Origin of the sequence: Pseudomonas retamae (assembly GCF_043496865.1) — a bacterium.
Taxonomy (GTDB): Bacteria; Pseudomonadota; Gammaproteobacteria; order Pseudomonadales; family Pseudomonadaceae; genus Aquipseudomonas; species Aquipseudomonas retamae.
Map to the genome: position 1 here is coordinate 52,023 of NZ_JBIEIL010000019.1, position 17,115 is coordinate 69,137.

Below are 17,115 nucleotides of genomic sequence, written 5' to 3' on the forward strand. Positions count from 1 at the left end.
ACCTGATGAGACCGAGCCATGCACAACAACAATAAAGAGCTGACCCTCAGCGCCCCGCTCAGCGGCCCGGTGCTGACGCTCGCCAAAGTCCCGGACGCGGTGTTCGCCAGCGGCGCGATGGGCGACGGCATCGCCATCGACCCGCTCAACGACACGCTGTATTCGCCGTGCGCCGGGGTCATCATCCACGTCGCGCGCACCGCTCACGCCGTCACCGTACGCGCCGATAATGGCGCAGAAATTCTTCTGCATCTGGGCCTCGATACCGTTGAGTTGAACGGCGCCGGTTTCTCGATGCTGGTCAGCGAAAATCAGCGGGTCAGCCTCGGCCAGCCGCTGTTGCGCTATGACCAGGACCAGGTTGGCCAGCACTGCAAAAGTCTGGTCAGCCTGTTGATCCTGACCAACAGCCACGACTTTCAGGTGCGCCCGATCACGCTCAAAGCGGTGAAAGTCGGCGAGCCGTTGCTGCACATCGTCGCACGCAACGACTCAGTGTCAGGTGTTGAAGCCAGCGCTGGCCCCGAAGTCCGCGGGCAGGTGCGCGTGGCCCATCGCGGTGGCTTGCATGCCCGTCCGGCGGCACTGATCCGCCAGACTGCGCAGGGTTTCAACAGTCAGTCAAAGCTGCACTTCGCCGGTAAGTCGGCGCCGTGCAACAGCCTGATCGGGCTGATGGGTTTGGCGATTGGCGAGCAGGACGAGGTCCAGGTCATCTGTCAGGGCGCGGATGCCGAGGCGGCGCTGCAAGCCTTGCTCAGCGCATTGGCCACCGCGCTGCCCGACGATCATCACGCGCAAGCGCCAGTCAGCACGGCGCCGCTGAAACGCCCGGCCGAGGCGGGTGTGTTGCACGGTGTTTGCGCGGCGCCGGGGCTGGTCGCCGGGCCGTTGTTTCGCTTGGACGCGATCAGCTTGCCGGCGGATGCGGGCAACAACGATCCAGTGCAGCAACAACAGATTCTCGATGCGGCACTGAACGCGGTGCGCAGCGACATCGCCGCCACCCTCGCCCAGGCGAAAAAGCACAACAACGCCAACGAAGAAGCCATCTTCGCCGCGCACATGGCTTTGCTCGAAGACCCGGCGCTGCTCGACGCCACAGAGCAATTGATCCAGCAAGGCAGCGCGGCGACCCACGCCTGGAGTCAGTCGATCGACGCACAGTGCGACATGCTCCAGGACACCGGCAGCCCGTTGCTGGCCGAGCGCGCCAATGATTTACGCGACCTCAAGCAGCGGGTTTTGCGCGGCCTGCTCGGCGAGGCCTGGCACTACGATGTGCCGGCCGGCGCGATTGTCGCGGCGCATGAGCTGACACCGTCGGATCTGCTGCAACTCAGCGCGCAAGGTGTGGCCGGGTTGTGCATGGCCGAAGGCGGCGCGACCTCGCATGTGGCGATTTTGGCTCGCGGCAAAGGTCTGCCGTGCCTGGTCGCGCTGGGTTCGGCATTGCTCGATCAGGCACAGGATCAGCCGGTGGTGCTGGATGCCGATGATGGCCGCCTCGAACTGACGCCGAATGCAGAACGTCTGGCCGATGTGCAACAAGCGCAAATCGAGCGCCAGCAGCGGCGCGATGCTCAACAAGCCAAAGCCCATTTGCCAGCCGAAACGCGCAATGGCGTAGCCATCGAAGTCGTCGCCAACGTCGCCTCCGGCAGCGAAGCCGCAGACGCCTTCGCCAACGGCGCCGATGGTGTCGGTCTGCTGCGCACCGAGTTTCTGTTCGTCGATCGCCAGACTGCGCCCGATGTCGAGGAGCAGCGCGCCGCTTATCAAGCGGTGCTCGATGCCATGGGCGACAAGTCGGTGATCATCCGCACCATCGACGTCGGCGGCGACAAGCAACTGGACTACCTGCCGCTGCCCGCCGAAGCCAACCCGGTGCTCGGTCTGCGCGGCATTCGTCTGGCGCAGGCACGCCCGGAAATCCTTGATCAGCAATTGCGCGCGCTGTTGCAGGTCAAGCCGTTGCGCCGTTGCCGGATCCTCTTGCCGATGGTCACCGAAGTCGACGAGTTGTTGCAGATTCGCCAGCAGGTCGACGCTTTGTGCGTGGAACTGAACATCAGCGAGCGCCCGGAAATCGGCGTGATGATCGAAGTCCCCGCCGCTGCGCTGCAAGCCGAACAGTTGGCCGAGCATGCCGACTTCCTCTCCATCGGCACCAATGACCTGTCGCAATACACCTTGGCCATGGACCGCGACCATGCCGGTCTCGCCGCACGCGTTGACGCCCTGCACCCGGCATTGCTGCGCCTGATCGCCATGACCTGCGCCGGTGCAGCGGTGCACAAACGCTGGGTCGGCGTCTGCGGCGCTCTCGCCTCCGACCCGTTGGCGACGCCGGTGCTGATCGGCCTCGGCGTGACCGAACTGTCGGTGAGCCCGGTGCAGATCGGTGAAATCAAGGACCGCGTGCGTCAAGTGCACGAAGGCGAATGCCAGCGTCTGAGCCACGACCTGATCAAGCACGGCAGCGCCGCCGCCGTACGTCACGCCTGTCAGCAACATTGGCCGCTGCCCTAACAACAAGCTCTCGCTAAAGAGCAGGAGAACCACCATGTACCAACTTTTCATCGAAGGCCTGCAACGCCTCGGCCGTGCATTGATGCTGCCGATCGCGATCCTGCCGATCGCCGGCCTGTTGCTGCGCCTGGGCGATACCGATCTGTTGAACATCGCCATCATTCATGACGCCGGGCAGGTGATCTTCGCCAACCTGGCGATGATCTTCGCCATCGGCATCGCGGTCGGTTTCGCCAGGGACAATAACGGCACGGCGGGCCTCGCCGGGGTGATCGGTTATCTGGTGATGATCTCGACCCTGAAGGTGCTCGATTCGACCATCAACATGGGCATGCTCGCCGGGATCGTCAGCGGCCTGATGGCCGGTGCGCTGTACAACCGTTTCAAGGACATCAAGCTGCCGGAGTATCTGGCGTTCTTCGGCGGCCGACGTTTCGTGCCGATCGTCACCGGATTTGCGGCCGTCGGGCTGGGCGTGCTGTTCGGCTACATCTGGCCGCCGATCCAGCACGGCATCAACGCGTTCGGCGCGCTGATGATGGAAAGCGGCAGTATCGGCGCGTTCGTGTTCGGCGTGTTCAACCGCCTGCTGATCGTCACCGGTCTGCACCACATCCTCAACAACATGGCCTGGTTCGTGTTTGGCAACTTCACCGATCCGAGCACTGGCGCACTGGTGACGGGCGATCTGTCGCGCTATTTCGCCGGCGATCCGAAGGGCGGCCAGTTCATGACCGGGATGTTCCCGATGATGATCTTCGGCCTGCCGGCGGCGTGTCTGGCGATGTACCGCAACGCCCTGCCGGAGCGGCGCAAGGTCATGGGCGGGATTTTCCTGTCGATGGCGCTGACCTCGTTTTTGACCGGGGTGACCGAACCAATCGAATTCGCCTTCATGTTCCTCGCGCCGCTGCTGTATCTGCTGCATGCGTTGCTCACCGGTTTGTCGATGGCGATCACCAATGGTCTGAACATCCATCTTGGCTTCACCTTCTCCGGCGGCTTCATCGACATGATTCTCGGCTGGGGTCGCTCGACCAATGGCTGGCTGGTGATTCCGGTAGGACTTGCCTATGCCGTGATCTATTACTGCGTTTTCGACTTCTGCATCCGTCGTTTCAAACTGAAGACACCAGGGCGCGAAGATGTGGCGGTCGCAGAGAAAGCCATACTCACCGAGAACGAGCGCGCCAGTGCCTATATCAAGGCGTTGGGCGGCGCGGAAAACCTGCTGACCGTGGGCGCTTGCACGACACGGTTGCGGTTGGAGATGGTCGACCGCAACAAGGCGCTGGATAGCGAGTTGAAAGCGCTGGGCGCAATGGCGGTGGTTCGCCCCGGTAAGGGCGGCAGTTTGCAGGTAGTGGTCGGGCCGCTGGCTGACAGCATCGCCGATGAGATTCGCCTCGCCTTGCCGACTTTGGGTCGTGCCCCGATCAACTCGCCGGCGGCGGTTGTCGATCAAGCGCAAGCGCCGACGATCGCCAGTGCTGAGGCGCAGCAATGGCTGAAGGCATTGGGTGGTGGCGACAATGTGCTGCAACTGGACTGCATCGCCCTGACCCGGATTCGTCTGCAACTGGCCAATGGTGAGGCATTGTCCGAGACGCAGCTCAAAGCGCTGGGATGTCAGGGCATCAGCCAACTGCAGGACGGGATCTGGCACTTGCTGGTCGGCGACAAAGCCGCGAGTTTGAGTGACGCGATCGAGCGCTTGGTGAGTCGTCGGGAGATCAGCGCGCAGGCTTGAATTTTCAGCGTCACGGGCGGGCCTTCGCGACGGGGGCCCGCTCTCCTCGCATTGGATCTACGGCAAAAAACGCTACATATATACCACCTCGCAAAACATCCCCTCGCCATGCTGGGCCTTCATCCCCAGCCTGGAGAAAGTGCCCATGAGCACGCCCAATGCCACCACCGCCGAAGAGATCAAAAGTGACCTAAACCAGATCGGCGACTTCCTGTTCAAGACCCCCAACCCCTTACTGCCCGAACACCAGCCGACCACCGAACAGGCCTACCTGAAGAAGCTCAGCGAGCAGTTGCAAACCTACCGCACCGGCTACCTGCAACGTAGCCGCGCGCTCTACCAGACGCTGCAAACCAGCGACCTGCAAAGCGTCGCCGGCAAGAAGCTCATCGCGACGCTGAAGATCCGACTCAACACCCAGTTGATCAACATGGACCTGCGCGACCAGATCGACGGCAAACCGGCGAAAACCTTCCTCAAGTACGACGCCGGATTCACCGCCGTTGGCCACGAAGCGCGACAAGCTGTCAGCGATCGCCTGCTCCCCGCGCAAGCCGGCGAACTGCTGAATAAACTCGATCTGGGACCGATGCTGCGTCCCGCCACCTACGCGCTGCAGTTCAGTTATCAGAACACCAACATCGAATTGGCCGGAGCCTTTGTCGTCACGGAAAAGGACAGTCCGCAGGTGACTGATTTGCTGACAGACCAGCGCGTTGGCTACGCCGTGCTGTTCAGCCCCGCACGGGGCATCGAGTTGTTCAATTCGCTGGCCGATCTCGACACCCACCTGCGCGAGTCGCTGAACTCGCGCAGCGGCCACGATGATTTCATGCATTTGCTGCCGACGCGCTACCACGATGTCGGTGCCGCAGGAATCTGGCCGCTGTCGCTCACGCCCATCGACAGCAAACCCTTGTTCGAGCACACCTACGACGCGCTGATCGAAAAACGTACGCAGGATATCGAGCGCGCGTTGAGCTTCGCCGACAACCCGCAGGAAGACCCCACGCGGTTACTCGCAGCGCTGGAAAAAGCGATCGCCGCCGCCCTGCCGGATCTGACGTCGCGCCTGGAGCTGCGCGCCCAAACCCTGTTCGAACGCCACCTGCGCTACAGCGCACCGGACTGGTACCGCAGCGCCAGCAGCACCAGGCAGATCGAACTGGCGCAGCACTTGAGCCATTACCAGCAGGCGCGGCAACACTTGCTCGACCTGATGGAACCGGTGGGTAGCCTGATGGCACTGGCTCGCCAGCAATGGCTGGAACGTCTGAGCGACGATCTGCAAATCGACGATCTCGAACCGGAAAAACTGCAGATCAGCACCAATCGTCGAGTGCCGGGCTACGGCGTTTATGTGCATCAGGGCAATCTGCTGGAGCTGTCCTTGCGCGGTCCACACACCGGCGATGAATTGCCCGGGTCGGAATTCTTGAGCTACACCACGCTCACCTATGACGGCGCACCTTTGTCGCCTGACCATGCTGACCTGACGCCGGCATGGCTGGTCAAACAAGCGATCAGCCTGGAACCCCGCGTAGACTTCAATCGTTTGCAAAAAGACATGCACGCCGGGGCCGCCATCAAACCCGCAATCGAGCGAATGCTTGATCAACGCATCCTTGCCCTCGCCCACACGGCTGTGCTGCAAGGGCACCTGCTTGACAGTGACTTGCCACTGATTCAGCGCTTGCGCAGTGGCAGCGACCCGCACCTGCGCGCCGCCACCCTGTCGTTGCACGGCGCGCAATTACAGGATGTGTGGGTACTGCGCCAAAGCGACGCCAAAGGCGCCATCACGCGTATCTTGCTGTGCACGCCACAAGCCCCACGCGAGCATCAGTTCCAGGCCTTCGACAGTGAGCGCGAATGCCAGACCCATCTGCTCGGCTGGGCGAGGCACAGCGATAGCGCCGACAGCATGGCGGGTTACCTGATCAGTCGCGCACCGATGCGCTTTCGCCCGACGCTACGCAAAGTACTAGCAGGCCTGAGCTTCAAGCCGCAAGCGCTGGAGCATCAGAAGGTCAGTTTCGAACACTGCGGCGATCATCTCGCTTGCCTGAAAGCGATGGCCGAACACCTGCTCGCTACGCGCGTTGACGACTACGATTTCACCACGCCCCTGTGGTATCGATCGACCACTGCGGCCAATCGTAGAAAGCTCGCGACCCTGAGCGAAGACGCCGAAGGCGCCTTGCGTGCCTTCAACCAGCACGCCTTGTCTGGCAGCCACTTCCCGGCGTTTGATGACTACCTGCATGAGCAAGCGAAGATCACTCTGAACCGGCTGCTCAAGCGCCCGGCCAACGATGTCGACCCGGATACTGTCTGGGCTTATGCGCCGACGTCCATCGTGCCCTCGATGACTCCGAAACCGCTGTCATATACCCGACTGTATCGCGACGGGTATGCCGATGGTGTCGGTTTTCTGGATCAGAAATTTTCCCGCTCGGCCCGTTTCAGAGGGCCCGCGGGCATCGATCTCAGCAGCCTGACCGCGCAGAATGTTGCGCGCTCGGTCACGGGTGTGTGGATTGGTCAACGCTACACCGACAAGGTCAGGAAGGAGCTGCAAAGTGCGGCGAGCGAAGGCTACGATTTCAGACGCAACGCGACATTGGCGATCACTCAGCGCCAGATGAAAAGCGCCGCGCTGGAATCTCAACTGCAAGGCCATATCGCCAGCAGCGACCTGCAATGGCTGGAGCAAAGCATCCATAGCATGGATGAAAGCTCTGGCGCCACTCGCACGAAATACCCGATTCATCGGTTGATGATCGACGGCGAATGGGTGATCGATACATGGCTGTTCAGCCATGCCGACAACCCGGTTCTGCTCTATACCCCGGATGCGCCCGACGGTGTCAGGTTTCGCGAAGCGCGGCTGTTCAATTACCTGCTCCAGCAGCAGGCCGGCATGATCGAATACCTCACGTCCCGGATTGGCGTGAGTGCCCAGGCGCGAGTGCGGACGCACCTCGAAAACGCGAAAAAACAGCTCGCCAAAAACCTTAATAAAAGCACGCCCAGCCCGGCACGCTACGATGCAACACCCGCTACTGCAGCCGTCAGCGATTTGCGCTCGGCGCTGTACAACATGAAGCTGCAACGCCGGATCGACAATGTCCACGCCACCACCACCAGTCGGGCCGAGATGATTGCCGGGTTGATCTGGACCAGTGTCGAATGGCTCGCCGCGATTGCCACGGCGCCGTTTCCGCTACTCAGTCTGAGCACCGGTCTGCTGCTGGCCTTCAAGGATGCCATGCTCGCCCTGCACGCTTATCGCCAGGGTGAGCATGGCGAAGCCTTCCTGCATTTGCTCGGTTATATGTTCAACAGCGCCGGCGCAGTGTTGACCGATTTGCGCCCTGCCGTGCGGTCACTCAAACCCGTACGTCGACCGTTGCGCCAGGTGATCGCCAGTGCCGCCAATGAGCAGCAAAATGTCATGAGGTTGATCAATCAGGTCGCGCCCCAACCCGAGTGGGACGACATGCGCGTGGTCGTCTTCAGAAGCCATTTGTACTACGCCGGGAAAAATCCCGATGCCCTCGGTCGTTATCTGCTTTATCGACACAAGCCTGACTCGCCGGACCTCGTCTCGACCGGCATTCTGGTAGTGCCCAATGCAGACGGCGTGATGGTGCGCAGCGGCATGACGGGCGGTGCGCCAAAATACGATGCTGTGCCAGAGACTCCGGGCCCGCACAAGGATTATGGCGTGGCGGACAAGTACCGGCAGCGCGTCGAAATGGTGATGGATCCGCAAACCCGAGAGAACATCATCCGGCGCGGCCAGGATTACATGGGCACCAGCCCCCTTGCGACCATGGTCAGTGCAGCCGATGAACTCGCCTCGACACGCGTCGCCTACCTGCAACAGGTTGAAAAACTCACCACCGATGCCACGCGTCATTTCGCCGAGCTCGCTCCCCTGCCCGCACGCGCCGAAGTCCCCGCAGTTGCCGCCGATACTTCCATTGCGCAGTTGATCGCCAGCGACGCCTTCAAGGGGAAAAACCTGGTGATTGGCGCGCATCCCGGTTCTATCGCCAGCAAACAAATGCTGATCGATCATCTGGACGCTTACGTTGCAAGCGGATTCAAACGCCTTTACGTAGAGTATCTGGCGGGAGATGTTTTTTATTCCAAGCTTGAGAAGATGAATAAAGGCGGAACCTGGAGGCATATCAAGACTCATCTCAAAGCGCTTGACCGCGCGTTGGGGCACGAGAAGGACGCGTCATATTCGTATCTGGCACTGGTGCGTACAGCTCGGGAAAAAGGTTTGACGATCCATGCACTGGACGCCTCGACCAGTTATCAGCTGGAACACGCTATGGTGCTGGCCGACGTCTCGCCATTGACCCCTCGAAGCAACAGCATCAGGAATTTTTATTCGCACAAGGCATTGTCCGCCGATAGCGTCGATGCACCCGGCGAACGCTGGATCGCCCTCACCGAACAGACTCGCATGAGCACCTTCGACAAGACGCCTGGCCTGGCCGACCTGCACGACGCCATTGCCGTGCGAGTTGAAGACATCGACCTGAACCAGGCCCAGCGTGTCGGACTGGATGCGCCAGGTTCAATCGCTGGGGATCCAGCGGCCAAGGGCGACTACCTTGTACAGACACCGACCGCGTACAAGGCCCCCCGGCCCGTCTCGAAGCCAGCGACAACCGCCACGACGTCCAGCCAATTGGGCGACTTCGATATGGCGCCGTCGTTTCACGAGGATGTTGTCCGGCTCATGCGCGAAAGTGACGGTTTGAACAGCTTCTACGATCCGGCAAAAAGTGACCGACTGGTATTCAGCGCATTTGTTGGCGCGCGCCAGCGCTTGGGCAAAGCGGCCAGAGACAGATTCACTGCCTTCGAACCTGCACCGACAGCGGCGCTCCCGACCCTTGGCGCCGGCGAGACATTCGAGACGTTTTTGCAGAAACTGGCCGACGGCCGATTGAATCTGCTAATCGGTGAAAATCCAACCGAGGTGTCAGCCAAGGCGCTGCTGAAGAAACACATGAAGGCCTTCAAGGATTCGGGTTATGACACGTTGTACCTGGCGCGTATCTATACCGATCTGCATCAGGCCGAGCTGGACATTTTTCACCTGACTCAACGCATGCCCGAGCGAGTCAAGGCCCATCTGCACACGCTGAGCGCGGACCGACCGAGCGCTTATGTGGGTACCGACAATTACAACGAAGTCTGCGAGGCAGCGGCCAAATACAACATCCGTATCAGGGCCATTGATTGCGTCGCCAGCCACAACGTCAAGGGGTTGCCTGATCCCGAGCTGTCGCGGCAAGAGATGTTCAGCTATTTCGCCACTGAGGCAATCAAAGCCGACCAACTGCTCCACGGGCCGCATAAATGGATGGCACTGATTGACAGAACCCATACCAATTACAGCATGGGCGTACCGGGACTCGGCGAAACGCTGGGCGCGGTCAGCCTTCATGTACGCGACAGCGCGCCTGAACTGGCCAGCACCGTCCAACAGGGCGCGTGGGCGACGATAATTCCGGAAAAAGCCACCAGCGCACGGGCATTGCGCAGTGACTTCACGATCAACATCGCGGTGGCCGGCAAAAAGGAGATTGGCTCCACACCGCCAGTCAGCCGCAGCAAATTGACCCATCCTGGTCTGTTCCTGATCGAAAATGAAGGCACCAGCGGGACTCGCGTGGTGCATAAATCCAGGACCGGCGACATCGTTGTCACGCCGATCCAGGTCAATGACAAAGGCTTGTTGTTCGTCGACCGTTGGGAGAAGAAAGATCAGGGCTTCAAATACCTGCCCACCCTGATCGATATGCTGGTTAAAGACGTCAAGTTGACGCAGGTGAAATAACTCGGGTTCGCTTGCAGGTTGTGGAAACCACTGGGATTGCAAGCCCAGTGGTTTTTTCATGCCCAAACGCTGTGATTGTCCGCAGCGCCTGGGCGGCAGGCGGGAAGGTTGTGACGATTCAGAACTTGCTTTAACAGACTTCAGATCGCCACCCTCACCCTAGCCCTCTCCCAGAGGGAGAGGGGACCGACCGCGTGGAATGCGAGAGCTGCTCCGACATGAACTACCGAGTTGTACGAAAATTTCGAAGCCAACGCAGATCGGCTCCCTCTCCAAGGGGAGAGGGCTGGGGTGAGGGGCAGCCACACCACAAATCCAAAGCCAACCCCCCGCTTCTAACCACTCAACAACGAGCGTTAGCTCGAGTGCCCTTGATCTTGATCTTGCCTAACCGGCGACATCGGAAGGCTGAGCGCAGGGATCGATCCGGGCGTGGGAGCGCAGCGACCGTCTGGCGCAGCCAGACACAGCGGAAGGAGGTGCAGCGCAGCAAACCGTAGCCGCTGCGCCCGGATCGATCCCGGAGCGAAGGGACCCGAGCCTGCGAGGGCCGAACGTAGGAGCAAGCCTTTTGGGTTACCTTTTTGGCGTTTGAAAAAGGTGACCCGCCGTAAGGGCGGAACCCTAAGTAGCCGTGACCGCAGCAACGGATATGTACACAAACAAAAAACCAGCGCCTGGAAGAAAGTCTTCGCGAGCAGGCTCGCTCCCACAGTTTCAACCGCGTACATCAAGCAGATACTGGCCGGCTGTAAGGCTCTCGCTCATAAAATCGGGACCAACAAAAAACCCGCAGACAATCACTCATCTGCGGGTTTCCCGTTTCAGCCGGCAAAAAGATCAGAAATCTTCCAGCCGCCATACCTCATAAGCCGGCGTCTCATACGGATGACTCAATTTCAACGCCGCCACTACAGCAACAATGAATTCATCCGCAACGACAAGCTCAACCTTCCATTCCTCGACCCGCTCAACCTGCCCCGCCTTGCCAATGAACGGCTGACTGCCATCCAATGGCCGAAACTGACCAGAGCCAAGCACTTGCCACGCACAGTGGTCATAGTCACCGATCCGCCCACCACCGGCAGCGAACACAGCGCCTTTGACCACCTCGACATGACTGTCGGGAACGAAAAACGCGAGCTTGTACACAGGCCTTAATTAACCCAGACCCGCGCATTCCGGAACATGCGCATCCAGGGTGCGTCTTCGTTCCAGTCTTCCGAACGCCACGAGTTCTGCACGGCGCGGAACACCCGCTCCGGGTGCGGCATCATGATCGTCACGCGGCCATCACGGCTGGTGAGGCCGGTAATCCCGCGCGGCGAGCCGTTCGGGTTAGCCGGGTAGGCTTCGGTGACCTTGCCATGGTTGTCGACGAAACGCATCGCCACGCAACCGGACAGATCCGCTTCCAGCAGTGCTTCTTCGCTGGCGAACTCGGCGTGACCTTCACCGTGGGCGATAGCGATCGGCATGCGCGAACCGGCCATGCCCTGCAGGAAGATCGAATTCGACTCCTGGATCTGCACCATCGCCACGCGTGCTTCGAACTGCTCGGAACGGTTACGCACGAAGTGCGGCCAGAACTCGCTGCCCGGAATCAGCTCGTGCAGGTTGGACATCATCTGGCAACCGTTGCACACGCCGAGGGTGAAGCTGTCGTTACGCTCAAAGAAGCCTTGGAACGCATCGCGGGCGCGGCTGTTGAACAGCGCCGACTTGGCCCAGCCTTCACCGGCACCGAGCACGTCGCCGTAGGAGAAACCACCGCAGGCCACCAGGCCTTTGAACTCATTGAGGTCGACACGGCCGGCGAGAATATCGCTCATGTGCACGTCGATCGCGCTGAAACCGGCGCGGTCGAACGCGGCGGCCATTTCCACCTGACCGTTGACGCCCTGCTCACGCAGCACAGCAACCTGTGGGCGAATGCCCTTCTTGATGTACGGCGCGGCGATGTCCTGGTTGACGTCGTAGCTGAGCTTGACGCTCAGGCCCGGATTGTCTTCTTCCAGCAGTACGTCGTATTCCTGCTCGGCGCACTCGGCGTTGTCGCGCAGACGCTGGATCTGGTAGCTGGTCTCGGCCCACTGACGTTGCAGCAGACGACGCTGACCTTCGAACACGGTGTCACCGTTGAAGGTGATGTTGATCTGGCCGTTGTTGATCGGCTGGCCGATCACCGACACGCAGTCACCCAGGCCCGCAGCGCTGAACTGCGCGAGGATGTCCGGGGTGGCGTCCTGACGCACCTGGATCACCGCACCCAGTTCTTCGTTGAACAGAATGCCGGCGATTTCCGCGGCGGATTCGGCAACGCTGTCCAGGTTCAGGCTCAGACCGCAGTGGCCGGCGAAGGCCATTTCCACCACGGAGGTCAGCAGACCGCCGTCGGAACGGTCGTGGTACGCCAGCAGATGACCGTCGGCGTTCAAGCCCTGGATCACGGCGAAGAAGGCTTTCAAGTCTTCGGCGTCATCGACGTCCGGCGCGTGTTTGCCGAGTTTGCCGTGGACTTGCGCGAGGATCGAAGCACCCATGCGGTTCTGCCCGCGACCGAGGTCGATCAGGATCAGGTCGGTGGTGCCCTTGTCCATGCGCAGTTCCGGGGTCAGGGTCTGACGGATGTCAGCCACTGGCGCGAAACCGGTCACGATCAGCGACATCGGCGAAGTGACGGTTTTTTCTTCGCCGTTGTCGTTCCAGCGGGTGGCCATGGACATCGAGTCCTTGCCCACCGGAATGGTAATGCCCAGCTCCGGGCACAGTTCCATGCCGACCGCTTTCACGGTGTCGTACAGCCGCGCGTCTTCGCCCGGGTGGCCGGCGGCGGACATCCAGTTCGCCGACAGTTTGATGTCGGAAAGCTTGTTGATGCGCGAGGCGGCAATGTTGGTGATGGTTTCGCCAATCGCCATGCGGCCCGAGGCCGGGGCATCCAGCAGAGCCAGCGGCGTACGCTCGCCCATCGCCATCGCTTCACCGGTGTAGACGTCGAAACTGGTCGCGGTGACGGCAACGTCAGCCACCGGCACTTGCCATGGGCCAACCATCTGGTCACGGGCGACGAGGCCGGTGATGGTGCGGTCGCCGATGGTGATCAGGAAGCTCTTGCTCGCCACGGCCGGGTGATGCAGAACGCGTTCGATGGACTCGGTGATGTCAAGATTCGACGGATCGAAGTCATCGCCCAATTCAGCTTCGCGAACCACCGAACGGTGCATGCGCGGGGCTTTGCCCAGCAACACTTCCAGCGGCATGTCCACCGGGTTGTTGCCGAAGTGGCTGTCGGTCACGGTCAGTTGCGGCTCGGCAGTGGCTTCACCGACAACGGCGAACGGGCAGCGCTCGCGTTCACAGATCGCCTGGAAACGCTCGAAATCTTCCGGGCCGACCGCCAGAACGTAACGCTCCTGGGATTCGTTGGACCAGATTTCGTGCGGAGCCATGCCCGGCTCGTCGTTGGGAATGTTGCGCAGTTCGAAACGGCCACCGCGGTCGCCGTCGTTGACCAGTTCCGGGAAGGCGTTGGACAGACCGCCCGCACCGACGTCGTGGATGAAGCTGATCGGGTTCTTGTCACCGAGTTGCCAGCAACGGTCGATGACTTCCTGGCAGCGACGCTCCATCTCAGGGTTTTCACGCTGTACGGAAGCGAAGTCCAGATCTGCCGAGCTGGTGCCGGTGGCCATCGAGGAAGCTGCGCCGCCACCCAGACCGATCAACATCGCCGGACCGCCGAGTACGATCAGCTTGGAGCCGACAACGATCTCGCCTTTCTTGACGTGTTCTTCGCGGATGTTGCCCATGCCGCCAGCGAGCATGATCGGCTTGTGGTAACCGCGCACTTCATCACCGTGCGGGGTGGTGATCGATTGTTCGAAGGTACGGAAGTAGCCAGTCAGTGCCGGACGACCGAATTCGTTGTTGAACGCAGCGCCGCCGAGCGGGCCTTCGATCATGATGTCCAGCGCGGTAACGATGCGCTCAGGCTTGCCGTACGGCACTTCCCACGGCTGTTCGAAGCCGGGGATCTGCAGGTTCGATACGGTGAAACCGGTCAGGCCGGCCTTGGGCTTGGCACCGCGCCCGGTAGCGCCTTCGTCACGGATCTCGCCGCCGGAACCGGTCGATGCGCCCGGGAACGGGGCGATCGCGGTCGGGTGGTTGTGGGTTTCGACCTTCATCAGAATGTGCACCGGCTCCTGCACCGCGCCGTACTGGCGGGTTTCAGGGTTCGGGAAGAAGCGGCCGGCAACGTTGCCGACGATCACCGAAGCGTTGTCCTTGTAAGCGGACAGCACGCCCTCGCTGTGCATCTGATAGGTGTTCTTGATCATGCCGAACAGGCTTTTTTCCTGGCTCTGGCCGTCGATGTCCCAACTGGCGTTGAAAATCTTGTGGCGGCAGTGCTCGGAGTTGGCCTGGGCAAACATCATCAGTTCGATGTCGTGCGGATTGCGCTGCAGACCATTGAACGCGTTGACCAGATAGTCGATCTCGTCTTCGGCCAGGGCCAGGCCCAGTTCGGTGTTGGCTTTTTCCAGCGCGGCGCGGCCGCCACCGAGGATGTCGATCGCGGTCAGCGGCTTCGGCTCGGCGTGGCTGAACAGACCGGCAGCCTGCTCCAGATTGGACAGTACGATCTGGGTCATGCGGTCATGCAGCGCGTCCGAGATCAACTGCGCTTCGGCATCGCTGAACTGGCCAGCCACGTAGAAGGCGATACCGCGCTCCAGACGCTGGATCTTGCTCAGGCCGCAGTTGCGGGCGATGTCGCTGGCCTTGCTCGACCAGGGCGAGATGGTGCCGAAACGCGGCAACACCAGAAACAGACGGCCGGTCGGCTCTTGAACCGGAACACTTGGGCCGTACTTCAGAAGGCGCGCAAGCACCTGCTGTTCGTCGCCGGTCAGGACGCCGGTGACTTCGGCGAAGTGAGCGAATTCAGCATACAGGCCACTGACAGCTGGAACCTTCTGGCTCAGTTGCTCAAGGAGTTTGCTGTGGCGAAAGGCAGAAAGGGCAGGAGCGCCGCGCAGGATCAACATCTTCGGGACAGCCTCGGGAAGGGGTGTGCTTTGAGGCCGTGCATTCTAGCCTAAACCGCCCTCAACATCACCCGAAACGCTACGCACGGTTGCATTGACATGCCCTTGTATGTTTCTGCCTCCGGGGTCAGATAAAACGCCCTTGTAACCACGGCTTATTTTTACTGTAACAAAAAGCCCGATGCGCCCGTTTTCATGGGGTTTTGCTCGATTTTGTGACCTTTAGCAGACTCCTTGCGCGCTGTCGAGATATGGCGCCCGTGGCCGTTTGCGTATACTGCGCAGATGTTTTTTCCAACGGCTTTGCGTCCGCGGTACGCCAAATGGCTGATCGCAACCGGACTCTTCCTGATGCTCGGTGGCTGTGTTGATAAACCCAACACGCTTGAGCGCGTAAAGGAGGACGGTGTGCTGCGGGTGATCACCCGTAACAGCCCCGCCACCTACTTTCAGGATCGCAGCGGTGAAACCGGCTTCGAATACGAGCTGGTGAAGCGCTTTGCCGACGATTTGGGCGTCGAGCTGAAGATCGAAACCGCCGACAACCTCGATGACCTGTTCAACCAGATCGGCAAGCCCAATGGCCCGGTGCTCGCTGCGGCCGGTCTGGTCAGCAGCGATGAACGCAAGAAGCAGGTGCGGTTTTCCCACTCCTATCTGGAAGTCACCCCGCAGATCATCTACCGCAACGGCCAGTCGCGGCCAACCGATCCCGGTGATCTGGTGGGCAAGAAGATCATGGTGCTCAAGGGCAGTACCCACGCCGAACAACTGGCCGAGCTGAAACAGAAATTTCCCGCTATCGAATACGAAGAGTCTGACGCGGTAGAAGTGGTCGACCTGTTGCGCATGGTCGATGAAGGCCAGATTGATCTGACGTTGGTCGACTCCAACGAAGTGGCGATGAATCAGGTGTACTTCACCAACATCCGCGTGGCCTTCGACCTTGGCGATGCGCGCAGCCAGAGCTGGGCAGTGGGGCCGGGCGAAGACAACAGCCTGCTCAACGAAATCAACGCCTACCTCGACAAGGTGCAGAAAAACGGCACCTTGCAACGGCTGAAGGACCGTTATTACGGCCACGTCGACGTGCTCGGCTACATGGGCGCCACGACCTTCGCCCAACACTTGCAGCAGCGTCTGCCGAAGTACGAACAGCACTTCAAGAATTACGCGAAGAAAGAGAAAGTCGACTGGCGCCTGCTGGCCGCGATCGGTTATCAGGAATCGCTGTGGCAGCCGACCGTCACCTCGAAAACCGGCGTGCGCGGCTTGATGATGCTGACCCAGAACACCGCGCAGGCGATGGGCGTTTCCAACCGCCTCGACCCCAAGCAAAGCATCATGGGTGGCGCCAAGTACCTGGCGTACATGAAGGATCAGCTCGACGATTCGATCAAGGAGCCGGACCGCACCTGGTTCGCGCTGGCCGCTTATAACGTCGGCAGCGGCCACCTCGATGACGCACGCAAACTGACCGCCAAGGAAGGGTTGAACCCGGACAAGTGGCTGGACGTGAAGAAGATCCTGCCGCGCCTGTCGCAGAAGCAGTGGTACAGCAAGACCCGTTATGGCTACGCCCGCGGCGGCGAGCCGGTGCATTTCGTGGCGAACATCCGTCGCTACTACGACATCCTCACCTGGGTGACCCAGCCGCAGCTCGAAGGCGATCAGGTGGCCGAGGGTAATCTGCATGTGCCGGGGATCGACAAGTCGAAACCGGCGCAAGAGCCAGCCCCGCTCTAACCAACACCTCAAATCCAACTGTGGGAGATTCTATGGTTTTCACCAAGCTTTTTAGGCCGTTTTGCTGACGTAGTTCGTCTTCGTTTTCATCAAGGCAAACGCAATGCGAGCGAGTTTACGTGACAGAATCACCAACGCTTCAGTGGTGGCCTTGCCCTTGTTTC

The 17,115-nt window shown here is 60.7% G+C and carries 6 protein-coding genes and 1 pseudogene; 4 read left to right on the forward strand and 3 right to left on the reverse strand.

Annotated features, from left to right (window positions below):
• Window positions 1-18: 18 nt before the first annotated feature.
• From ptsP to ACGSLL_RS26865, 3 genes are all read left to right on the forward strand, one after another.
• Window positions 19-2,532, forward strand: coding sequence for a phosphoenolpyruvate--protein phosphotransferase (gene ptsP / locus ACGSLL_RS26855; protein WP_394508533.1), 2,514 nt, complete (start codon window positions 19-21; stop codon window positions 2,530-2,532).
• Window positions 2,533-2,566: 34 nt separating this feature from the next.
• On the forward strand, window positions 2,567-4,282 hold the full coding sequence (gene nagE, locus ACGSLL_RS26860) for an N-acetylglucosamine-specific PTS transporter subunit IIBC (protein ID WP_394508534.1): 1,716 nt from the start codon (window positions 2,567-2,569) through the stop codon (window positions 4,280-4,282).
• A 145-nt stretch (window positions 4,283-4,427) separates the two neighbouring features.
• The gene (locus ACGSLL_RS26865) at window positions 4,428-10,151 is read left to right on the forward strand and encodes a dermonecrotic toxin domain-containing protein (protein ID WP_394508535.1); all 5,724 of its coding nucleotides are present in this window, start codon (window positions 4,428-4,430) and stop codon (window positions 10,149-10,151) included.
• A gap of 840 nt (window positions 10,152-10,991) precedes the next feature.
• Here ACGSLL_RS26865 and ACGSLL_RS26870 read toward each other — a convergent pair.
• Together ACGSLL_RS26870 and purL are read right to left on the reverse strand one after the other, a co-directional pair.
• Complete coding sequence (locus ACGSLL_RS26870) at window positions 10,992-11,303, reverse strand: YqfO family protein (RefSeq protein WP_394508536.1); 312 nt, start codon at window positions 11,301-11,303, stop codon at window positions 10,992-10,994.
• 5 nt (window positions 11,304-11,308) lie between these two features.
• Window positions 11,309-15,205 carry a phosphoribosylformylglycinamidine synthase gene (purL, locus tag ACGSLL_RS26875; RefSeq protein WP_394508537.1) on the reverse strand — a complete coding sequence of 1,299 codons (3,897 nt, stop codon included), beginning with the start codon at window positions 15,203-15,205 and terminating at the stop codon, window positions 11,309-11,311.
• Between the two features lie 285 nt (window positions 15,206-15,490).
• On the opposite strand from purL, the gene mltF reads away from it, so the two are divergent.
• Complete coding sequence (mltF, locus tag ACGSLL_RS26880; protein ID WP_208938625.1) at window positions 15,491-16,951, forward strand: membrane-bound lytic murein transglycosylase MltF; 1,461 nt, start codon at window positions 15,491-15,493, stop codon at window positions 16,949-16,951.
• Between the two features lie 51 nt (window positions 16,952-17,002).
• On the opposite strand, the pseudogene ACGSLL_RS26885 reads toward mltF, so the two are convergent.
• Window positions 17,003-17,115, reverse strand: a pseudogene (locus ACGSLL_RS26885) (IS110 family transposase); the annotation flags it as partial.